At 64.1% G+C, this 21,403-nt stretch carries 20 protein-coding genes; 8 read left to right on the top strand and 12 right to left on the bottom strand.

Annotated elements, in window-relative coordinates:
- Positions 1–94: 94 nt before the first annotated feature.
- The 4 genes from MnOB_RS15080 to MnOB_RS15065 all read right to left on the bottom strand — a co-directional run bounded on the left by MnOB_RS15080 (position 95) and on the right by MnOB_RS15065 (position 4,649).
- Entirely contained in the window at positions 95–991 is an 897-nt protein-coding gene (locus MnOB_RS15080; protein ID WP_077525044.1) for an ABC transporter permease subunit, read from the bottom strand.
- A gap of 20 nt (positions 992–1,011) precedes the next feature.
- Positions 1,012–2,022: an ABC transporter permease subunit gene (locus MnOB_RS15075; protein WP_077525043.1), complete on the bottom strand. Its 1,011-nt coding sequence runs from the start codon at positions 2,020–2,022 to the stop codon at positions 1,012–1,014.
- A 197-nt stretch (positions 2,023–2,219) separates the two neighbouring features.
- The gene (locus MnOB_RS15070) at positions 2,220–3,821 is read right to left on the bottom strand and encodes an ABC transporter substrate-binding protein (protein WP_077525042.1); all 1,602 of its coding nucleotides are present in this window, start codon (positions 3,819–3,821) and stop codon (positions 2,220–2,222) included.
- Positions 3,822–4,085: 264 nt separating this feature from the next.
- On the bottom strand, positions 4,086–4,649 hold the full coding sequence (locus MnOB_RS15065) for a helix-turn-helix domain-containing protein (protein ID WP_077525041.1): 564 nt from the start codon (positions 4,647–4,649) through the stop codon (positions 4,086–4,088).
- 160 nt (positions 4,650–4,809) lie between these two features.
- Here MnOB_RS15065 and MnOB_RS15060 point away from each other — a divergent pair, with 160 nt between their 5' ends.
- Complete coding sequence (locus tag MnOB_RS15060; protein WP_077525040.1) at positions 4,810–6,027, top strand: M24 family metallopeptidase; 1,218 nt, start codon at positions 4,810–4,812, stop codon at positions 6,025–6,027.
- 252 nt (positions 6,028–6,279) lie between these two features.
- Here the strand turns inward: MnOB_RS15060 and MnOB_RS15055 are convergent, their stop codons facing one another.
- The 3 genes from MnOB_RS15055 to MnOB_RS15045 all read right to left on the bottom strand — a co-directional run bounded on the left by MnOB_RS15055 (position 6,280) and on the right by MnOB_RS15045 (position 10,452).
- Complete coding sequence (locus MnOB_RS15055) at positions 6,280–7,866, bottom strand: ABC transporter substrate-binding protein (RefSeq protein WP_077525039.1); 1,587 nt, start codon at positions 7,864–7,866, stop codon at positions 6,280–6,282.
- A 54-nt stretch (positions 7,867–7,920) separates the two neighbouring features.
- Complete coding sequence (locus tag MnOB_RS15050) at positions 7,921–9,522, bottom strand: ABC transporter substrate-binding protein (RefSeq protein ID WP_077525038.1); 1,602 nt, start codon at positions 9,520–9,522, stop codon at positions 7,921–7,923.
- Between the two features lie 213 nt (positions 9,523–9,735).
- On the bottom strand, positions 9,736–10,452 hold the full coding sequence (locus MnOB_RS15045; protein WP_077525037.1) for an SIMPL domain-containing protein: 717 nt from the start codon (positions 10,450–10,452) through the stop codon (positions 9,736–9,738).
- A 341-nt stretch (positions 10,453–10,793) separates the two neighbouring features.
- On the opposite strand from MnOB_RS15045, the gene MnOB_RS15040 reads away from it, so the two are divergent.
- The 3 genes from MnOB_RS15040 to MnOB_RS15030 all read left to right on the top strand — a co-directional run bounded on the left by MnOB_RS15040 (position 10,794) and on the right by MnOB_RS15030 (position 13,766).
- Positions 10,794–12,050: an ATP-binding protein gene (locus tag MnOB_RS15040; protein ID WP_077525036.1), complete on the top strand. Its 1,257-nt coding sequence runs from the start codon at positions 10,794–10,796 to the stop codon at positions 12,048–12,050.
- A 24-nt stretch (positions 12,051–12,074) separates the two neighbouring features.
- On the top strand, positions 12,075–12,635 hold the full coding sequence (locus MnOB_RS15035; protein ID WP_077525035.1) for a response regulator transcription factor: 561 nt from the start codon (positions 12,075–12,077) through the stop codon (positions 12,633–12,635).
- A 189-nt stretch (positions 12,636–12,824) separates the two neighbouring features.
- Positions 12,825–13,766, top strand: a complete 942-nt coding sequence (locus MnOB_RS15030; protein ID WP_077525034.1) for an AEC family transporter — start codon at positions 12,825–12,827, stop codon at positions 13,764–13,766.
- Between the two features lie 108 nt (positions 13,767–13,874).
- On the opposite strand, the gene MnOB_RS15025 is transcribed toward MnOB_RS15030, so the two are convergent.
- Genes MnOB_RS15025 through gatC form a run of 5 tightly spaced genes read right to left on the bottom strand, consistent with a single transcriptional unit; the run spans position 13,875 to position 17,922 of the window.
- Positions 13,875–14,252, bottom strand: a complete 378-nt coding sequence (locus MnOB_RS15025) for a carboxymuconolactone decarboxylase family protein (RefSeq protein WP_077525033.1) — start codon at positions 14,250–14,252, stop codon at positions 13,875–13,877.
- Positions 14,253–14,265: 13 nt separating this feature from the next.
- Positions 14,266–14,655, bottom strand: a complete 390-nt coding sequence (locus tag MnOB_RS15020; RefSeq protein ID WP_077525237.1) for a septal ring lytic transglycosylase RlpA family protein — start codon at positions 14,653–14,655, stop codon at positions 14,266–14,268.
- A 56-nt stretch (positions 14,656–14,711) separates the two neighbouring features.
- Complete coding sequence (gene gatB, locus MnOB_RS15015; RefSeq protein ID WP_077525032.1) at positions 14,712–16,157, bottom strand: Asp-tRNA(Asn)/Glu-tRNA(Gln) amidotransferase subunit GatB; 1,446 nt, start codon at positions 16,155–16,157, stop codon at positions 14,712–14,714.
- 11 nt (positions 16,158–16,168) lie between these two features.
- The gene (gatA, locus tag MnOB_RS15010; RefSeq protein WP_077525031.1) at positions 16,169–17,620 is read right to left on the bottom strand and encodes an Asp-tRNA(Asn)/Glu-tRNA(Gln) amidotransferase subunit GatA; all 1,452 of its coding nucleotides are present in this window, start codon (positions 17,618–17,620) and stop codon (positions 16,169–16,171) included.
- 14 nt (positions 17,621–17,634) lie between these two features.
- Complete coding sequence (gatC, locus tag MnOB_RS15005) at positions 17,635–17,922, bottom strand: Asp-tRNA(Asn)/Glu-tRNA(Gln) amidotransferase subunit GatC (protein WP_077525030.1); 288 nt, start codon at positions 17,920–17,922, stop codon at positions 17,635–17,637.
- A gap of 217 nt (positions 17,923–18,139) precedes the next feature.
- Between gatC and mreB the strand changes: the two genes are divergently transcribed.
- The 4 genes from mreB to MnOB_RS14985 are packed head-to-tail and all read left to right on the top strand — an operon-like array spanning position 18,140 to position 21,398.
- The gene (gene mreB / locus MnOB_RS15000) at positions 18,140–19,177 is read left to right on the top strand and encodes a rod shape-determining protein MreB (RefSeq protein WP_077525029.1); all 1,038 of its coding nucleotides are present in this window, start codon (positions 18,140–18,142) and stop codon (positions 19,175–19,177) included.
- Positions 19,178–19,209: 32 nt separating this feature from the next.
- Positions 19,210–20,268 (top strand): rod shape-determining protein MreC, encoded by a 1,059-nt coding sequence (mreC, locus tag MnOB_RS14995; RefSeq protein WP_077525028.1) that lies wholly within the window; start codon positions 19,210–19,212, stop codon positions 20,266–20,268.
- Positions 20,268–20,756 carry a rod shape-determining protein MreD gene (gene mreD, locus MnOB_RS14990; protein ID WP_077525027.1) on the top strand — a complete coding sequence of 163 codons (489 nt, stop codon included), beginning with the start codon at positions 20,268–20,270 and terminating at the stop codon, positions 20,754–20,756. The genes mreC and mreD overlap by 1 nt, the downstream gene beginning before the upstream one ends.
- 51 nt (positions 20,757–20,807) lie before the next feature.
- Positions 20,808–21,398 (top strand): Maf family protein, encoded by a 591-nt coding sequence (locus tag MnOB_RS14985; RefSeq protein ID WP_077525026.1) that lies wholly within the window; start codon positions 20,808–20,810, stop codon positions 21,396–21,398.
- Positions 21,399–21,403 lie beyond the last annotated feature (5 nt).

Below are 21,403 nucleotides of genomic sequence, written 5' to 3'. Positions count from 1 at the left end.
AGCGAGCTTGCTCGCGAAGGGGGGCAGCAGGTTCGCCAGCAAGCTGGCTCCTACGGGAAGCAGCTGCGGAACGGAAATTCTCATGGCGGGCTCCTCAGACTGCATTCTTGAGTTTCGGGTCCAGCGCATCGCGCAGGCCGTCGCCCATCAGGTTGATCGCCAGCACGCTGAGCAGGATGGTCAGGCCGGGCAGCGAAACCACCCACCAGGCGCGTTCGATGTAGTCGCGCGCGGAGGCCAGCATGGTGCCCCATTCGGGAGTGGGCGGTTGCACGCCGAGGCCGAGGAAGCCCAGGGCGGCGGCGTCGAGGATGGCCGAGGAGAAGCTCAGAGTGGCCTGGACGATCAGCGGCGCCATGCAGTTGGGCAGCACGGTGACGAACATCAGGCGCAGCAGGCCGGCGCCGGCCAGGCGCGAGGCGGTGACGTAGTCGCGGTTCAGCTCGCCCATCACCGAGGCGCGGGTCAGGCGCACGTAGGAGGGCAGGGAGACGATGGCGATGGCGATCACGGTGTTGATCAGGCCTGGGCCGAGGATGGCGACGATGGCCACGGCCAGCAGCAGGGACGGCAGGGCCAGCATGATGTCCATCAGGCGCATGATCGATGGGCCCAGCAGGCGCGGGAAGAAACCCGCCACCAGGCCGAGGAGGATGCCGGGGATCAGCGACATCACCACCGACGTCAGGCCGATCAGCAGCGATAGGCGGGCGCCGTGGATCAGACGCGAGAGCACGTCGCGGCCAAGTTCGTCGGTGCCGAGCAGGAACTGCGCCTGGCCGCCTTCCAGCCAGACCGGGGGCGTCAGCAGGAAGTCGCGGAACTGCTCGCTCGGGTCATGGGGGGCGACCCAGGGTGCGAAGAGGGCGCAGAAGACGATCAGGATCATGAAGGCGAGGCCGCCGACGGCGCCCTTGTTGTGGGCGAAGGCCTTCCAGAACTCCTTGAACGGCGACGGGTAGAGGACGCTCGGGTCGACCTGGGGTTGCATTGTGGTCACGTCAGGTCTCCTTAACGCTGATGGCGGATACGTGGATTGACCAGGCCGTAGAGGATGTCCACGACGAAGTTCACCACGATCACAAGGCAGGCGATCAGCAGGATGCCGTTCTGCACCACCGGGTAGTCGCGGGCACCGATGGCTTCGATCAGCCATTTACCGATGCCCGGCCAGGAGAAGATGGTTTCGGTCAGCACCGCGCCAGCCAGCAGGGTGCCCACCTGCAGGCCGAACACGGTGAGCACCGGGATCAGCGCGTTGCGCAGGCCGTGGACGAAGACCACGCGGGCTGGCGACAGGCCCTTGGCGCGAGCGGTGCGCACATAGTCTTCGCGCAGCACTTCGAGCATCGCCGAACGGGTCATGCGGGCGATTACCGCCAGCGGGATGGTGCCCAGCACGATGGCCGGCAGGATCAGGTGGCGCAGGGCATCGACGAAGGCGCCTTCCTCTTCGGAATACAGGGTGTCGATGAGCATGAAGCCGGTTTTCGGCTCGATGTCGTAGAGCAGGTCGATCCGCCCTGACACTGGCGTCCAGCCCAGCCACACGGAGAAGAACATGATCAGCAGCAGGCCCCACCAGAAGATCGGCATCGAGTAACCCGCCAGGGAGATGCCCATCACCCCGTGGTCGAACAGCGAGCCCCGCTTCAAGGCGGCGATCACGCCTGCGAGTACGCCGAGGGTGCCGGAGAAGATCAGCGCGGCGATGGCCAGTTCCAGGGTGGCGGGGAACAGGGTGAGGAACTCATTCCAGACGCCTTCGCGGGTACGCAGCGATTCGCCCAGGTCGCCCTGTGCCAGCTTGCCGATGTAATCCAGATACTGTTCCGGCAGCGGTTTATTGAGACCGAGGCGTTCCATGGCCTGGGCGTGCATTTCCGGGTCGACCCGGCGTTCACCCATCATCACTTCCACCGGGTCGCCGGGAATCAGGCGGATCAGGGCGAAGGTGAGCAAGGTGACGCCGAAGAAGGTGGGGATCAGAAGCCCCAGTCGGCGTGCAATGAAACTCAGCATTTGGGCGAATCACTCCTCATCTTTTGTTTTGCCGGCCAGTGCACTGACCGCTCCCAGCAGTTTAGGCCGCGTGGGTAAAGGCGCGGGCCCGAGGGGGCCGGTTACCTTGCGTTTTTTATGGCAGGTGAGATTGGCCTCGTCCGATCTAATCGTCGGATTGAGGATGCGAAGAAGGCCGGTTGCCCGGCCTCGTTCACTTAGCGCCCGTTGGAGACGCCGTAGAAGCTGTTACGTCCGAAGGGGCTGATCAGGAAGTCCTTCACGCTGGCGCGCATCGGCTGATAGACCGTGGAGTGCGCGATCGGGGTGATCGGTACCTGTTGTTGCAGGACGTGCTGGGCCTGCTTGTACAGCTCGGTGCGTTTCTCCACATCGGCGGTGGCCTTGGCGGCTTTCACCAGCTTGTCGTAGCCGGTGTCGCACCATTTGGAGAAGTTGTTGCCGTCCACCGAGTCGCAGCCATAGAGCGTGCCCAGCCAGTTGTCCGGGTCACCGTTGTCGCCGGTCCAGCCGATCAGCATGGCGTCGTGCTCGCCGGCGTGGGCGCGCTTGATGTATTCGCCCCACTCGTAGCTGACGATGCGCGCCTTGATGCCCACCTTGGCCCAGTCGGCCTGGAGCATTTCGGCCATCAGTTTTGCGTTGGGGTTGTAGGGACGCTGGACCGGCATGGCCCAGAGGGTGATTTCGGTGCCTTCCTTCACGCCGGCGGCTTTCAGCAGTTCTTTGGCCTTCTCCGGGTTGAAGTCGCGGTCCTTGATGGTCTCGTCATAGGACCACTGGGTCGGCGGCATACCGTTCACGGCCAGTTGGCCGGCGCCCTGGTAGACGGCGTCGATGATGGCTTTCTTGTTCACTGCCATGTCCAGCGCCTGGCGCACTTCGAGCTTGTCGAAGGGGGCGCGGGTGACGTTGTAGGCGATGTAGCCGAGGTTGAAACCGGGCTCGCTCGGCACCAGCAGGTTCGGGTCCTTCTTCAGGGCCTCGATGTCGGCAGGGCGCGGGTTGAGGGTGACCTGGCATTCACCGGCCTTGAGCTTCTGGGTACGCACCGAGGCGTCGGTGTTGATGGCGAAGATCAGGTTGTCGATCTTCACGTCTTCCGGTTTCCAGTAGTCCTTGTTGCCGGTGAAGCGGATCTGCGCGTCCTTCTGGTAGCGCTTGAGCACGAAGGGACCGGTGCCGATGGGCTTCTGGTTGATGTCGGCGGCCTTGCCGGCCTTGAGCAACTGGTCGGCGTATTCGGCGGACTGGATCGCGGCGAAGTTCATCGCCAGGTTCTGGATGAAGGCGGCGTCCACCTCGTTCAGGGTGAAGGCCACGGTCATGTCGTCGACCTTCTCCACCTTGGCGATGTTCTTGTCCAGGCCCATGTCGGTGAAGTAGGGGAATTCGGTCGGATACGCCTTACGGAACGGATGGTTCTTGTCGAGCATGCGCTGGAAGGTGAAGAGCACGTCGTCGGCGTTGAAGTCGCGGGTCGGCTTGAAGTAGTCGGTGGTGTGGAACTTCACGCCCTGGCGCAGGTGGAACACGTAGCGCTTGCCGTCTTCGCTGATGTCCCAGCTGCTGGCCAGGGTCGGTTCGACCTTGGTGCTGCCACGCTGGAACTGGGCCAGGCGGTTGAAGAGGGTTTCCGAGGCCGCATCGAAGTCAGTGCCGGTGGTGTACTGGCCCGGGTCGAAGCCGGCGGGGCTGCCCTCGGAGCAGAAGACCAGGTTGCTGGCGGCGTGGGTGAAGCCGGAGCCGAGGATGAGACCAGCGGCAATCATGGACTTGAGCGCGGTTTTCTGACGCATGCGAACCTCGTTGTTGTTGTTCTGAGGGCGGCGTATCAGGTGATCGAAGCCTGTGGTGTCCGTTGCACCTGACCCTGCGGCTTCGTGGGCCGCAGGCTGCCCGTCATTCGCGAGCCGAGGGGCCGGATGCCGGCATGCCCGGGCGGGCGATGGCGGCGAAAGGGGAAGGAGTATTTGCCCTCCGCCGGCCGAGGCCGAACTTAAGTGATGCTGAAATTAAGGTCAACTTAAATTCAGTGGCGCTTACTTCCGGAAACCGGTCAGTCAGGGCGTGGGGTGATCGTCGAAAAGACCCATGGTGGTGACGGTCAGCACCTCGGCCACTTCCTCGCCCGCATTGGCGAGGAAATGCGGCTTGGCGGCGTCGAAATGCACCGAGTCACCCGGGCCGAGCGGGTAGTTGCGGCCTTCGATGGTGTAGACGATCTGCCCGGACAGGACATACGCGAACTCGGCGCCTTCATGGGAAATGAGCTCGGACTGGTAGCCCACCGGCATGCTCATCTTGACCGCGTTGATCAGGTTGCCGGGGAAGTTGCTGGACAGGCGCTCGTAGGCCAGCGGCTGGCCGCCGATGGTGTAGCGCACGCGCTGGCCGTGGTGGGAGTCGGGCTGGTGCTGGAGGGGCTGGTCGAACAGGGCGTTGAGCGGAATGCCCAGGGATTTGGCGATGTTCGCCAGGGAAGAGATCGACACACCGGTGAGATTGCGCTCTGCCTGGGAAAGGAAACTGGCCGTGAGACCCGATTCGGCGGCGACTTGGTTCAGGGTCTTGTTGGCGGCGCGGCGATAGCGGCGCAACCGTTCGCCGATCTGTTCTACGGTCATTGGCGTGGCTCTTGTTCTGAAGGGCGCCAGTATAACGGGCGGCGCATTGTAGAAAAGGCTTGTCGCCTTATTGAAATTAAGTAGGACTGAAAAATGGCGTTGACGACTATTTAAGTCGGACTTAAATTCGGCGCACTGCAACTCGACTCGGGAGAACGACATGACAGTGGGTGTAGGTGGCAAGACTCCGGAACAGGCGCTGGCCGGACTGTCGAACATGGTCGCGGGCATGGGCCCCATCGGCCTGGACGAGTACCAGGCGCGCATCGCCAAGGCCCAGGGCCTGATGCGTGACCAGGGCGTCGCGGCCATCTACCTGAACGCCGGCAGCAACCTGCGCTACTTCACCGGGGTGAAGTGGAGCCCGAGCGAACGCATGGTCGGTGCCGTACTTCCTGCCAATGGCCAACTGGCCTACATCGCCCCCGCGTTCGAGGAAGGCACCATCCGCGATTTCCGCGAGGTGGACGGGGTTATCCACACCTGGCAGGAACACGAAAGCCCCTATCGCCTGTTGCTGGAGATGCTGGCCGGCATGGGCATCGCTGCTGAGGCCAGCATCGGTCTCTGCCCGTCCATGGCCTTCTTTATGTACGACGGCATCCGTCGCCTGGGTTCCGCCTTCGACTTCGTCGATGCCGCCTGCGTCATCAATCCCTGCCGTTTCCACAAGTCCGCTACCGAACTGGCGCTGATGCAACGTGCCAAGGACATGACCCTGGAAGTGCACAAGGCCGCCGCCAGCATCCTGCATGAAGGCATCAGCACCACCGAGGTCGCCGAGTTCATCCAGCAGGCGCACCGCAAGGTGGGCGCGCCGGGTTCGACTTTCTGCATTGTGCTGTTCGGTGAAGCCAGCGCGTTCCCGCACGGTGTGAAGCATGCGCAGGTACTCAAGGACGGCGACATGGTGCTGATCGACACCGGTTGCCAACTCCACGGCTACCAATCGGATATCACCCGCAGCTACGTGTTCGGAGCTCCAAACGAACGCCAGCGCGCGCTCTGGAACCTGGAAAAGGCCGCACAGCAGGCCGCCTTCGATGCTGCTCGTCCTGGCGAATCCTGCGGCTCGGTCGACGCCGCCGCGCGCCGTTGCCTGGAAGCCGCCGGCCTCGGCCCGGACTACCAGCTGCCGGGCCTGCCGCACCGTACCGGCCACGGCATCGGCATGGATATCCACGAAGGTCCCTACCTGGTACGTGGCGACGAGACACCGCTGGCCGAGGGCATGTGTTTCTCCAACGAACCGATGATCTGCGTGCCGGGCGAGTTCGGCATTCGCCTGGAGGATCACTTCTACATGACGGCGTCCGGGCCGCGCTGGTTTACCCAGCCGAGCCATTCCATCGACGATCCGTTTGGGTTGGAAGCCTGAGGGCGGGCCCGCTCGGATAGCTCCCTCTCCCTTCAGGGAGAGGGTTGGGGAGAGGGAAGGGCAGGACTGCGTCCTGCTTGGCGAATGAATTCGCCCCTACAGGACTGCGCCGGGACTCGCCTCTGTGCGGACAGCTCCCTCTCCCTCTGGGAGAGGGTTGGGGTGAGGGTGGTCTAGGTCCGCTCGGACTCTAAAGGGCAGACCTACGGTCTGCTTAGCGAATGAATTCGCCCCCACAGGCGCCACGCCAACCTACTTCGCCAATTTCACCTTCGCGAAATTGTTCGAGCCCATCGGGTTCAACTGAAACCCTTCCACACCCTTGCGCACGGCGGCGAACTGCTTGGGGTGCGCGAGGGGAATCCACGGCGCCTGTTCGTGGAAGATCGCCAGGGCCTGGCGATAGCGTTCGGCGCGCTGGGCCGGGTCGGTGATGGCGCGGGCTTCGCGGATCAGCGCGTCGAATTTCTCGTTGCACCAGCCGGCCTGGTTCTCGCCGGATTTCGCCGCTGCGCAGGACAGGTTCGGCGTGAGGAAGTTGTCCGGGTCGCCGTTGTCGCCGGCCCAGCCCATGAACACCAGATCGTGTTCACCATTCTTGGCGCGCTTGATCAGCTCGCCCCATTCATACACACGAATCTCTGCCTTGATGCCGATGGCGGCCAGATCGGCCTGGAGCATCTGCGCGCCGATGCCCGGGTTGGGGTTGGTCGGGCCGCCGCCGGGGCGGGTCCAGATGGCGAGTTTGAAGCCGTCCTTGTGGCCGGCCTCGGCCAGCAGCTGGCGAGCCTTCTCCGGGTCATGGGGCCAGGGCGCGATCGTGTCGTTGAAGCCCAACAGGGTGGCCGGATACGGCGCGACGGAGAGGCTGGCGTTGCCTTCGCCGAACTGCGCGCGCAGATAGGCGCGGGTGTCGAAGGCGAGGTTGATGGCCTGGCGCACGCGAACGTCATCCAGGGGTGGATGGCGGGTGTTGATGCCGACGTAGGCGGTGAGCAGGGAGTCCAGCTCCAGCACTTGCAGCTCAGGCTCCTGGCGCAGGGCGGCGATGTCGGTGGGGCGCGGATAGACCGCGACCTGGCAGGCGCCGGCCTTGAGCTGCTGTACGCGCACGTTGGGATCGGGGGTGATGGCGAACAGGAGCTTTTCCACAGCTGGCTTGCCCGCCCAGTACGTCGGGTTGGCGTGGAAGCGGATCTGCGCGTCTTTGCGGTAGCGCTCGAAGACGAAGGGGCCGGTGCCCACCGGTTCGCGGTTTAGCTGGTCCGCCTTGCCGGCCTTGAGCAACTGGTCGGCGTACTCGGCGGAGTAGATGGAGGTGAAGCCCATGGCCAGGTCGGCGAGGAAGGGCGCCTCGGGGTGTTTCAGGGTGAAGCGGACGCGGTGCTCGCCGAGCTTCTCGATCCGCCCGATCAATTGGGCGAAGGCCATGGATTCGGCATAGGGGAACCCGCGCGGGGACAGCTTGTGCCAGGGATGCCCGGGGTCCAGCTGGCGCTGGAAGCTCCAGAGCACATCGTCGGCATTGAAGTCGTGGCTGGGGGTGAACCAGGGTGTGCTGTGGAAGGTGACGCCCTTGCGCAACTCGAATTCGTAGGTGAGGCCGTCGGGGCTGATGGTCCAGCTTTCCGCCAGGCCCGGTTGCAGCCGGGTTGTGCCGGGAGCGAACTGCACCAGGCGGTCGAAGATGGTTTCTGCGGAAGCATCGGCCGTGGTGGCCGCGGTGTACTGGACGATGTCGAAGCCTTCGGGGCTGGCTTCGGTGCAGACCACCAGGGATTGGCTGGCCATTGCATGGAGGGGAAGGCAGAGGGCGAGGGACAACAGGTTTCGACGCATCGGGCTTCCTTTGTACCGAAATGAAAACGGGGCCCGAAGGCCCCGTTTACCGGCTTACTTGCCGACGCTCACGCCATAGAAGGAGTTGAGCGCGAACGGGCTGATCTTGAAGTCCTGCACGTTCTTGCGCATCGGTTGGTAGACAGTGGAGTGGGCGATCGGGGTGATCGGCACGTTGTCTTTCAGGATGTGCTGGGCCTGTTTGTACATCTCGGTGCGTTTCGCGACGTCGCTGGTGGCCTTGGCGGCTTTCACCAGCTTGTCGTAGCTGGCGTCGCACCATTTGGAGAAGTTGTTGCCGTCGACGGCGTCGCAGCCGTAGAGGGTACCCAGCCAGTTGTCCGGGTCACCGTTGTCGCCGCTCCAGCCGATCAGCATGGCGTCGTGTTCGCCGCCCTTGGCGCGCTTGATGTACTCGCCCCATTCGTAGGTGACGATCTTGGCCTTGACGCCCACCTTGGCCCAGTCGGACTGGAGCATTTCGGCCATCAGCTTGGCGTTGGGGTTGTAGGGACGCTGAACCGGCATGGCCCACAGGGTGATCTCGGTGCCTTCGGCAACGCCGGCGGCTTTCAGCAGTTCCTTGGCCTTGTCCGGGTTGTAGCCGGCGTCCTTGATGGACTCATCGTAGGACCACTGGGTCGGCGGCATGCCGTTCACGGCGAGCTGGCCGGCACCCTGGTAAACGGCGTCGATGATGGCTTTCTTGTTCACCGCCATATCCAGCGCCTGGCGCACTTCAAGCTTGTCGAACGGCTTGTGGGTGACGTTGTAGGCGATGTAGCCGAGGTTGAAGCCTGGCTGCGACGGCATGTTCAGGTTGGTGTCCTTCTTCAGCGCGTCCAGGTCGGCCGGACGTGGGAAGAGGGTGACCTGGCATTCGCCGGCCTTGAGCTTCTGCATGCGCACCGACGCGTCGGTGTTGATGGCGAAGATCAGGTTGTCGATCTTCACATCGCCAGGCACCCAGTAGTCCTTGTTGCCCTTGAAGCGAATTTGCGCGTCTTTCTGGTAGCGGCTGAAGACGAACGGGCCGGTACCGATGGGCTTCTGGTTGATGTCGGCGGCCTTGCCGGCCTTGAGCAGCTGGTCAGCGTATTCGGCGGACTGGATGGAGGCGAAGCTCATGGCCAGGTTCTGGATGAAGGCTGCATCCACGCCATTGAGGGTGAACTTGACGGTGTTGTCGTCGACCTTCTCCACCTTGGCGATGTTTGCGTCCAGGCCCATGTCGGTGAAGTAGGGGAATTCGGTGGGGTACGCCTTGCGGAACGGGTGGTCCTTGTCGAGCATGCGCTGGAAGGTGAAGAGCACGTCGTCGGCGTTGAAGTCGCGGGTCGGCTTGAAGTAGTCCGTGGTGTGGAACTTCACGCCCTTGCGCAGCTGGAAGGTGTAGGTAAGGCCGTCGGGGGAAACGTCCCACTTCTCGGCGAGGCCCGGGATTACCGCGGTGCCGCCACGTTCGAACTGGGTCAGGCGGTTGAAGACGGTTTCAGCGGCGGCGTCGAAATCGGTGCCGGTGGTGTATTGGCCCGGGTCGAAGCCGGCGGGGCTGCCTTCGGAGCAGAACACCAGGTTGCTTGCAGCGCTGGCGAAAGGTGCGCTGGCGATCAGCCCAGCCGCGACAAGTGCCTGGATGACGGCGTTTTTACGCATGTTGACCTCATATTTATTCTGTTTGTCATCGTGAGGGGCCCTTTGTGAGGGCCTTGCGAGAAGCTATGCAGGGCATATGCCCGACGCAATAGCTGGACGGGAAAGAGTGTAGTCGGCGGAATAAAGCTGTAAGGCCTTGTCGCAATTCTGCAAATCCAGGCCGCAGGAGAGGGAAGGGCGCCGCCCCGGGAAACGGCAGCGCCCGATGCCGGATCAGGGCATTTGCACTTCGATGGTGCCGTCGGCGCTGACGCTGACGCGGCTGGTGCCGGCTTCGATCTCCGGTGCGGCGGCGCCGTCGGCGTAACCCTTGGCAGCCATGGCGCGCATCATGATCGGTTGTGGCGGCTGGAAGCCGGCGCTGTTCAGGTTCAGGTTCACCAGCTTGTAGCCTTTGCCGCCGAGGGCGCTGGTGGCCAGTTGGGCGCGGGCCTTGAAGGCGTCCACGGCCTGCTTGATCAGCTCGTCTTCGTGGGTCTTGCGGGTTTTGTCGGCGATGCTGAAGTTCATCCCCGCCATCTTCAGGTCGCCCAGCATGTCGGCGCTGAGCTGGGACAGGGTGGCGAAGTCGGCGCTTTCCAGACGCAGTTCCGCGCGCTCGCGCCAGGCGGTGATCTTCTGGCCTTTGTCGTCGTACACCGGGTAGCTGTTGCGGCTGCCCAGGCTGACCGTGACGCCCTTGGTCTTGCGGGCCTTTTCCACGGCAGCGTTGAGGCTGCGGGTGATCTCGTCGGCGAGCTTGGCCGGGTCGGTGTTCTGCGACTCGCTGTAGAGGGTGACGTGCATCAGGTCGTGGGCCACTTCCTGGCTGACCTCGGCACGCACGGCCACCTGGTTGTAGTGCACTTCGTCAGCGGCCTGGGCCGAGAGGCTGCCAACGCTGGCGGCGCAAAGGGCGAGGGCGGCGGCGAGGCGAGTGAACTTGGGCATGACAACTCCTTGTGGGACAGGTTGCCGCGCGGGTCGCGCGGTGATTCTCCGTATTGGACGAGGGTAAACGGCCATTCGGGTTAACAGCGACGCAAATTGACCAGAAATAGGGACGGATGTTCCAGGCCATGCTGGCTTTCTGATGACCTTGTGGGGGCGTATTCATTCGCCAAGCAGACCGCAGGTCTGCCCGGCAGTGTCGAAATGGGGCAGCTGCGCTGCCCTTGGCGAATGAATTCGCCCCTACAGATATTCCCCATCCGCCCCGCTGCGGCGAGTTGCCGCACAGAGGCGGGCCGGGGCGCGCCTTGGTTATACTCCGGCGATTCCTGGGAGTGCCCATGCTAGAACCCGTACAACTACTGTCTGCCAGCCGCCAGAACCTCCTGCGACTGACCCTGATCCGCATCCTCGTCCTGGCCGCCCAGGCCGGTTCGGTGGGCCTTGCGTACAAAGCTCAACTGCTGCAGTTGCCCTGGATCGCCCTGAGCCTGACCCTCGGGGTATCGCTGGTACTTTGCGTTGGCACGGCATTGCGCCTGCGCGGCCCCTGGCCGGTGACGGAGCTGGAATACTCGGTCCAACTCGGCTTCGACCTGGTTATCCACAGCGTGCTGCTGTATTTCTCCGGGGGCTCCACCAACCCCTTCGTTTCCTATTACCTGGTGCCGCTGACCATCGCCGCAGCGACCCTGCCCTGGCTCTATACGCTCACCCTCGCTGGCCTGGCCCTGGCTGCCTACACGCTGCTGCTGGTGCTGTTCCATCCGTTGGAAATGCCCACCGGCCAGCGGGAGTCCCTGCTGATTTATGGCATGTGGCTGAGCTTCGCCCTGGCCGCGGCGCTGATTACCTTCTTCGTGGCCCGCATGGCTGAAGAGCTGCGCCGGCAGGACCAGTCGCAGGCGGTGCGCCGCGAGGAAAGCATGCGTGACCAGCAACTGCTGGCCGTGGCCACCCAGGCCGCCGGTGCCGCCCACGAACTGGGCACCCCGCTGGCGACCATGAGCGTGCTGCTCAAGGAACTGCGCCAGGAGTACGGCGACAAGCCCGGCCTGCAGGACGACCTCGCCCTGCTGCAGGAGCAGGTGATGCTCTGCAAGGACACCCTGCAGCACCTGGTGCGCGCCGCCGAGGCGGATCGTCGCCAGGCGGTGGTGGAGCAGTCGGTGATCGAATGGCTGGAGGTCACCCTCAATCGCTGGCATCTGATGCGCCCTGAGGCGACCTATCGCTACCAGTGCACGGGCCTCGGCGTGGCGCCCCGGCTGAAGCCGCCAGCGGACCTGAGCCAAGCGCTGCTGAACCTGCTCAATAACGCCGCTGATGCCTGCCCGGAAAAGCTCGACATCCGCGTGAACTGGGATCACCAGTGGATGGTGCTGACCATCCGTGACCACGGTGCTGGCGTACCCCTGGCAATCGCCGAACAGATCGGCCGGCCTTTCTTCACCACCAAAGGCAAGGGTTTCGGCCTTGGCCTGTTCCTGAGTCAGGCCAGCGTCACCCGTGCCGGCGGTACGGTTAAACTTTATAACCATGAAGAAGGCGGCACCCTGACCGAGTTGCGTCTGCCACGCAGCTACGGCGTCGCCTGAGTGCCTTGACGAAGAGGAAGCGAGATGACTGACGAACCCCTGATCGAAGGCGAAGAACAACCCCATCTGCTGCTGGTGGACGACGACGCCACCTTCACCCGTGTGATGGCCCGGGCGATGGCCCGTCGCGGCCTGCGCGTTTCGGTTGCCGGCTCCGCTGAAGAAGGCCTGCTGCTGGCCAAGGATGACTTGCCCGACTACGCCGTGCTGGACCTGAAAATGGACGGCGATTCCGGCCTGGTGCTGCTGCCCAAGCTGCTGGAACTGGACCCGGAAATGCGCGTGGTGATCCTCACCGGCTATTCGAGCATCGCCACCGCGGTGGAAGCCATCAAGCGCGGCGCCACCAACTACCTGTGCAAGCCGGCCGACGCCGACGATGTGCTGACCGCGCTGCTCTCCGAGCACGCCGACCTGGACAGCCTGGTGCCGGAAAACCCGATGTCGGTGGACCGCCTGCAGTGGGAGCACATCCAGCGTGTGCTGGCCGAGCATGACGGCAACATCTCCGCCACGGCCCGTGCCCTGGGCATGCACCGCCGGACCTTGCAGCGCAAACTGCAGAAGCGCCCCGTGCGCCGCTGAACCCGTTTCGATCGGATTCGCTTTCTTGTAGGGGCGAATTCATTCGCCAAGGGACACGAAGTGTCCCCTTCAAGTCCGCAAGGCAGACCTGCGGCCTGCTTGGCGAATGAATTCGCCCCTACAGGGTAATTTCCCTTCCGCAGTTGGTATCCTTAGCCGCCTAACTATTTCCGCCGCCAAGGTTGCCCCATGCTCGCCGTCGTCCAGCAGACCCTCAGCATCACCGCCCCGGTGTTTTCCATGCTGTTCCTGGGCGTTGGCCTCAAGCGCCTGCGCTGGATCGATGACGCCTTCATCAACACCGCCTCGTCACTGGTGTTCAAGGGCACGATGCCGACCCTGCTGTTCCTCGGGATCGTCCAGGCGGACCTACGGACGGCATTGCAGCCGGCCCTGCTCGCCTACTTTGTCGCAGCGACAATCGTCTGTTTCCTGATCGGTTGGGGCTGGGCCATCCTGCGTTGCCCGGTGGAGGATCGGGGCATCTACACCCAGGGCGCCTTCCGCGGCAACAACGGCATCGTCGGCCTTGCCCTGGCCACCAGCATGTATGGCGACTACGGCCTGTCGGTGGGCAGTATCCTCGGCGCGGTGGTGATCCTCAGCTACAACACCCTCTCGTCGATCGTCCTGGCGATCTACAGTCCGAATGCCAAGAGCGACCCGCTGAGTCTCGCCAGAAGCATCATCAGTAATCCGCTGATCATCGGCGTACTGGCGGCGATTCCGGTCGCGTACTGGGAATTGCCGCTGCCGAAATGGCTGATGACTTCGGGCGAGTACTTCGCGCAGATGACCCTGCCGCTGGCGCTGATCTGCATCGGTGGCACCCTCTCGCTGGCGTCCCTGCGCTCCAGCGGCAAGATCGCCGTCAGCGCCAGCCTGATGAAAATGGTCTGGCTGCCAATTCTCGCGACCTTCGGTGCCTGGTTGTGCGGGTTCCGCGAGGCGGACCTGGCGATCCTCTTCCTCTACTTCGCCAGCCCGACTGCGGCGGCGAGTTTCGTGATGGCTCGTGCGGTGAACGCCAACCATGAGCTGGCGGCGGCCATCATCGTGATGACCACCCTGGGGGCCGTGGTGACCACCAATATCGGGCTGTTCATCCTGCAGTGGGCCGGGTTGATCTGAGTGGGCCCCGGCGGGACCAGCGCCTCGGGGTAGGGTGCGCTATGCGCACCGAAACCGTCGCGTCAGAGGCCGCGGTGCGCGCAGCGCACCCTACGTGTGAGGGGGGATTCAGGACTTCTGGTAGTCGTCGATGACTTCCTGGGCGGCGCGGAAGGCGTCGATAGCGGCGGGAACGCCAGCGTAGACGGCACAGTGCAGCAGCGCTTCGCGGATTTCCTCCACCGTGCAGCCATTGTTCAGCGCGCCTCGCACATGGCCCTTCAGCTCCTGCGGGCACTTCAGCGCCGTGAGGGCGGCCAGGGTGATCAGGCTGCGGGTCTTGCGTGGCAGGCCTTCGCGGTTCCAGACGCCGCCCCAGGCGTGCTCGTTGACGAAGTCCTGCAGCGGCTGGGTGAACTCGGTGGCATTGCCCAGGGCGCGGTCGACGAAGGCGTCGCCCATGACTTCCCGGCGCACCTGCAGGCCGGATTTGCGTTCTGCGCTCATTGTGATTCTCCAGTCAGTCGAGGGATTCCACGCGCACGGGGGCCACGCCGGCCCGCAGCATGCCCAGCCGTTCGGCCGCTTCGCGCGACAGGTCGATGATCCGGCCACGGATATGCGGGCCGCGATCGTTGATGCGAACCACCACCGTGCGGTCGTTGTTCAGATTGGTCACTTTCACCCGGGTGCCGAAAGGCAGCGTGCGGTGGGCGGCCGTGAGGGCATGCTGGTCGAAGCGCTCTCCACTTGCCGTGCGCCTACCATGGTGGCGGGAACCGTAATAGGAGGCCTTGCCTTCGGCGCTATAGCCGTGGCCGGACTCGCTGTCACCGCCACCAAAGGGGGAGGTGCTGCAACCTGCAAGCAGAAGGGCGAACGTGGGAACCCAGAACAGGGATCGAAACATCGTGCATGCCTCGGACAAGAAAACGCCGGGCATGCCCGGCGTCCTCAAAGGGTATTTCAGCCTTCGAGCTTCTTCTTGAGCAAATCGTTCACTTGGCCGGGGTTGGCCTTGCCCTTGGACGCCTTCATCGCCTGGCCGACGAAGAAGCCGAACATCTTCGCGCGCTTGGCTTCGTCGCTGGCGCGGTACTGTTCGACCTGGGCGGCGTTGGCAGCCAGCACTTCGTCGAGCATGGAATCGATGGCGCCGGTGTCGGTGACCTGCTTCAGGCCCTTCTTCTCGATGATCTCGTCGGCAGAACCTTCGCCGGCAGCCATGGCTTCGAAGACCATCTTGGCGATCTTGCCGGAGATGGTGTTGTCCTTGATACGCAGGATCATGCCGCCCAGTTGCTCGGCGGAAACCGGCGACTGCTCGATCTCCAGGCCGTCCTTGTTGAGCAGGCTGGAGAGCTCACCCATCACCCAGTTGGCGGCCAGCTTCGCGTCGCCGCAGACCGATTGGACGGCCTCGAAGTAATCGGCCAATTCGCGGCTGGCAGCGAGCACCGTGGCGTCGTAGGTGGATAGGCCGAACTGGCTCTCGAAGCGTTCGCGCTTCTGCACCGGCAACTCCGGCAACTGGGCGCGCACCTCGTCGAGGAAGCTCTGCTCGATCACCACTGGCAGCAGGTCGGGGCAGGGGAAGTAACGGTAGTCGTTGGCTTCTTCCTTGCTGCGCATGGAGCGGGTTTCGTCCTTGTTCGGGTCGTACAGGCGAGTTTCCTGTACCACCTTGCCACCATCCTCGATCAGCTCGATCTGACGCTGGATCTCGTGGTTGATGGCCTTTTCGATGAAGCGGAACGAGTTGACGTTCTTGATCTCGGCGCGGGTGCCGAAGGCTTCCTGGCCTTTCGGGCGCACCGAGACGTTGCAGTCGCAACGCAGGGAGCCTTCGGCCATGTTGCCGTCGCAGATGCCGAGGTAGCGGACCAGGGCGTGGATGGCCTTGACATAGGCCACCGCTTCCTTGGCGCTGCGGATGTCCGGCTCGGAAACGATCTCCAGCAGAGGGGTGCCCGCGCGGTTCAGGTCGATGCCGCTCATGCCGTGGAAGTCTTCGTGCAGGCTCTTGCCGGCGTCTTCTTCCAGGTGTGCGCGGGTAATGCCGATGCGCCGGACGGTGCCGTCTTCCAGAGTAATGTCCAGGTGGCCCTTGCCGACGATCGGCAGGTCCATCTGGCTGGTCTGGTAGCCCTTGGGCAGGTCCGGATAGAAGTAGTTCTTGCGGGCGAAGACGTTCTTCCCGGCGATTTCGGCGTCGATGGCCAGGCCGAACTTGCAGGCCATGCGAACCGCTTCGGCGTTCAGCACCGGCAGGGTGCCGGGCATGCCGAGGTCAACCAGGCTGGCCTGGGTGTTGGGCTCGGCGCCGAACGTGGTGGCGCTGCCGGAGAAAATCTTCGATTGGGTGCTGAGCTGGGCGTGAATTTCCAGCCCGATCACTGTTTCCCATTGCATGTGAGTCGTCCTCAGAATCCGGCCGGAGCGCGTTTGTGCCAGTCGGTCGCCTGCTGATACTGGTGGGCGACGTTGAGCAGGCGGCTTTCCTGGAAGTAGGGCGCCAGCAGCTGCACGCCGACCGGCAGGCCATCGATGAAGCCGGCGGGCATGGAGAGTCCCGGCAGGCCCGCCAGGTTGGCGGTGATGGTGTAGATGTCTTCCAGGTACTGGGCGACCGGGTCGTTGCTCTTCTCGCCGAGTTTCCAGGCCGGGTTCGGCGTAGTCGGGCCGAGGATCACGTCGACCTCACCAAAGGCGCTGACGAAGTCGTTCTTGATCAGGCGGCGGATTTTCTGTGCCTTCAGGTAGTAGGCGTCGTAATAGCCGGCCGACAGGGCGTAGGTGCCGACCATGATGCGACGCTTCACTTCGGCGCCGAAGCCTTCGGCGCGGGAGCGTTTGTACAGGTCTTCCAGGTTCTGCGGGTTCTCGCAGCGATAGCCGAAGCGCACGCCGTCGAAGCGGGACAGGTTGGAGGACGCTTCCGCCGGGGCGATCACGTAGTAGGCCGGAATGGCGTGCTGCATGTTCGGCAGGCTGATTTCCTTCACGGTAGCGCCGAGCTTCTTCAGCTCCTCGACCACGGCCATCACGGCATCGGCGATGCGGCTGTCGAGGCCGGCACCGAAGTACTCCTTCGGCAGGCCGATGCGCAGGCCGGCCAGCGGCTGGTTCAGGCTGGCGAGGTAGTCATCGACCGGCTGGTCGACGCTGGTGGAATCCTTGGGATCGAAGCCAGCGATGGCGCCGAGCATCAGCGCGCAGTCCTCGGCGGTACGGGCCAGCGGGCCGCCCTGATCGAGGCTGGAGGCATAGGCGATCATGCCCCAGCGGGAAACCCGGCCGTAGGTAGGCTTGATGCCGGTGAGGTTGGTGAAGGCGGCCGGCTGGCGGATCGAACCGCCGGTGTCGGTGCCGGTGGCGGCGGGCACCAGGCGCGCGGCGACGGCGGCGGCGGAACCGCCCGAGGAGCCGCCGGGGACGCGGTCCAGCGCCCAGGGGTTCTTCACCGCGCCGTAGTGGCTGGATTCGTTGGACGAACCCATGGCGAACTCGTCCATGTTCAGCTTGCCGAGGCTGACCGCACCGGCGGCCTTGAGGCGCGCGACCACGGTGGCGTCGTAGGGAGCCTTGAAACCGCTGAGGATCTTCGAGGCGCAGCTGGTCAGCACGCCTTCGGTGCAGAACAGGTCCTTGTGGGCGATCGGGGCACCGAGCAGGGCGCCTTGCTCACCGGCGGCACGCCGTGCGTCGGCTGCCTTGGCCTGTTCGATGGCCGGTTCGTCGGTGACGGTAATGAAGCTGTTCAATTGCGGATCGAGCTGGTGGATGCGCGCGAGCAGGCCGCGGGTCAGCTCTTCGGCGGAGAATTCCTTGGCGGCAAGGCCGCGGGCGATCTCGGCGAGGGTCAGTTGATGCATGGGGAACCCTTTCCTTATTCGATGACTTTGGGCACGAGGTACAGGCCGTTCTCGACGGCCGGTGCGATAGCCTGGTAGGCGTCGCGACGATTTTCCTCGGTGACGCTGTCGGCGCGCAGGCGCTGGGTGGCGTCGAGGGGGTGGGCCATGGGATCGATACCGTCGGTATCCACCGCTTGCATGGCGTCAATCAGGCCGAGGATGTTGTTCAGGGTCTCGGTGGTACGCGGGATATCGGCCTCGTTCAGGCCCAGTCGGGCGAGATGGGCGATTTTTTCCACGTCGGAGCGTTCAAGCGCCATCGGGGGTCTCCAACTAGAAGCGGCCTGCGTGGCAGTCGACCGTGCGGGAATCGAGCGGGGAACGGTGCTGCGAACGGGCGGTCAAAGGCCGCGATGATGGGCCTTGCTGGCCCGGAAAAACAGGCAATTTAACATATCGGCGCCTTGCCCAAAATCCCTGTCATTGTTAGAGTTTGCCGCACTTTTTTACCCACGCGTTGCCTAGGGTCCCTCTCCCATGTTCAAGAAACTGCGTGGCATGTTTTCCAGTGATCTGTCGATCGACCTGGGCACTGCCAATACCCTTATTTACGTGCGCGAGCGCGGTATCGTCCTCAACGAGCCTTCCGTGGTCGCCATTCGTAACCATGGCAATCAGAAGAGCGTGGTAGCTGTAGGTACCGACGCCAAGCGCATGCTGGGCCGTACTCCTGGCAATATTTCCGCCATCCGCCCGATGAAGGATGGCGTGATCGCCGACTTCAGCGTCTGCGAAAAGATGCTGCAGTACTTCATCAACAAGGTTCACGAGAACAGCTTCCTGCAGCCGAGCCCGCGCGTCCTGATCTGCGTGCCGTGCAAATCCACCCAGGTGGAACGCCGCGCCATCCGTGAATCCGCCCTGGGCGCCGGCGCCCGCGAAGTCTTCCTGATCGAAGAGCCCATGGCCGCCGCCATCGGTGCCGGTCTGCCGGTGGAAGAAGCCCGCGGCTCCATGGTCGTGGATATCGGTGGTGGTACCACCGAAATCGCCCTGATTTCCCTGAACGGCGTGGTCTATGCCGAATCCGTACGTGTCGGTGGCGACCGCTTCGACGAATCCATCGTCACCTATGTGCGCCGCAACTACGGCAGCCTGATCGGCGAATCCACCGCCGAGCGCATCAAGCAGGAAATCGGCACCGCCTTCCCGGGTGGTGAGACCCGCGAGATCGACGTCCGCGGTCGCAACCTGGCCGAAGGCGTACCGCGCAGCTTCACCCTGAACTCCAATGAAGTGCTGGAAGCCCTGCAGGAGTCCCTGGCGACCATCGTCCAGGCAGTGAAGAGCGCCCTGGAGCAATCCCCGCCGGAACTCGCCTCCGACATCGCCGAACGCGGCCTCGTGCTGACCGGTGGTGGCGCGCTGCTGCGTGATCTGGACAAGCTGCTTGCCCAGGAAACCGGCCTGCCGGTGATCGTCGCCGAAGACCCGCTGACCTGCGTCGCCCGTGGTGGCGGCCGTGCCCTGGATATGATGGACCGCCACGCGATGGACCTGCTCTCCACCGAATAAGGTTGGAGAGCGCATAGCCATAGGAGCGGGCCATCAAGCCGCTATTCACCAAGGGACCTTCGCTCGGCGTACGCCTTCTGGTGTTCGCCGTGCTCTCGGCCGCACTGATGGTGGTCGATGCCCGTTTCGACACCCTCAAGCCCATGCGCGGTCAGATGGGGCTTTTCCTCACGCCTTTCTATTGGCTGGCTGATCTACCGGTCCGTGCCTGGGATGGCGTCAGCGACCAGTTCACCAGTCGCAGCACGCTGATCGCCGAGAACGAGAAGCTCAAGGCCGAAGCCCTGTTGATGCAGCGCCGCCTGCAGAAGCTGGCGACGCTCACCGAGCAGAACGTGCGGCTGCGCGAGCTGCTCAACTCCTCTGCCCTCGTGGATGAAAAAGTCCTGGTCGGCGAGCTGATCGGCGTAGACCCCAATCCCTTCACTCACCGCATCCTCATCGACAAGGGCGAGAAGGACGGCGTGTTCCTCGGTCAGCCGGTGCTCGATGCCCGTGGCCTGATGGGCCAGGTGGTCGAAGTGATGCCGTACACCGCGCGCGTACTCCTGTTGACCGATATCACCCACAGCATCCCGGTGCAGGTGAATCGCAACGGCCTGCGCGCCATCGCCAGCGGCACCGGAAACCCGGAGCGCCTCGAACTGCGTCACGTCGCGGACACCGCCGACATCAAGGAAGGCGACCTGCTGGTGAGTTCCGGTCTTGGCCAGCGCTTCCCGGCCGGCTACCCGGTAGCGACGGTCAAGGAAGTCATCCATGACTCCGGCCAGCCTTTCGCCATCGTTCGCGCCGTCCCGACCGCTGCACTGAATCGCAGCCGCTACATGCTGCTGGTGTTCACGGATACCCGTAGCCCCGAAGAGCGCGCCAACGCTGCGGCCAAGGCCCAGGAGGCCGCCGATCGCGAAGCGGCTGGTCAGCCGGCAGCCGACGGCACGGCTGCACCGGCTGTACCGGCAGCACCGGCAGCCCAGGCACCTGCTGCTGGAAACGCTCCCGCAGCGCCTGCCGCTCAGGCCGCTCCCGCTGCCGCGCCCGCCGCGCCGAACAAACCGCCCGCCGCGCAGAACACCCAGGAGAGTCACTGATGGTCGGCCAGCGCTCCAACAACGGCTGGGTCATATGGATCAGCCTGATCCTGGCCCTGGTGCTCAGCGTCGGCCCTATCCCCAGCTTCATGGAAATCGGCCGTCCGCTCTGGTTGGCGCTTTTCCTCACCTACTGGACGCTCGCCCTGCCGCATCGCGTGGGCATGACCACGGCCTGGTTGCTGGGTCTGGCGGAGGACGTGCTGTATGGCACCCTGCTCGGGCAGAACGCCCTCATCCTTGCCCTGATCACATTCCTGGTGCTGACCCTGCACCAGCGCTTGCGCATGTTCCCCATGTGGCAGCAGTGCCTCGTCCTGCTCGTTGTCTTCGGTCTGGCCCAGCTGGTGCAGCTGTGGCTCAATGCCCTCACCGGTAATCGTCCCCCGACCCTGGTCTTCCTGCTGCCCGCACTGGTCAGCGCGTTGCTATGGCCCTGGGTATACGCCGCCTTGCGCGGTACGAGTCGCCGCCTCAACGTCAACTGATCGGCTTGCGGCCATGTCGCAAGCCTCTGTCCTCGACAGGGAGAAGTCCGCATGGCCACGCTGTACCTGGCTTCGGGGTCGCCGCGCCGGCGTGAACTGCTGGCGCAGATCGGCGTTCCCCATATCACCCTGATCGCCTCCATCGACGAAACCGCCCAGCCTGACGAAGTCGCTTCGACCTATGTCGAGCGCCTGGCCCGCGAGAAAGCGCTGGCCGGTCTCGCCAGCCTGGCCGAGCCCGGCGACGCCTGCGTGCTGGGTGCGGATACCGCCGTTGTGCTGGATGGTCGCATCCTCGGCAAGCCGGCCGATCGCGACGACGCCCTGGCGACCCTCGAACTGTTGTCCGGCCGCGAGCACGAAGTGCTCACCGCCATCGCCCTGGCCTCCGCGAACCGCTGCGAAACGCGTGTCGTTGCGAGCCGGGTGCGCTTTCGCGCCATCGCGCGAGCCGAGCTGGAAACCTATTGGGCCAGCGGCGAACCCGCCGACAAGGCCGGCAGCTACGCTATTCAGGGGCTGGGTGCGGTATTCGTCAGTCGCGTTGAAGGCAGTTATTCAGCGGTAGTGGGATTGCCGCTGCTGGAAACGGCGGAGTTGCTCGCCGGTTTCGGCATTCCTTGTTGGCAGCACCTGGGATAGGTCAA

This window comes from Metapseudomonas resinovorans (genome assembly GCF_002003485.1).
GTDB classification, from domain to species: Bacteria; Pseudomonadota; Gammaproteobacteria; order Pseudomonadales; family Pseudomonadaceae; genus Metapseudomonas; species Metapseudomonas resinovorans_D.
Note: the sequence above shows the minus strand (reverse complement) of the source record. Positions and strands in the feature narration are given on the sequence as shown.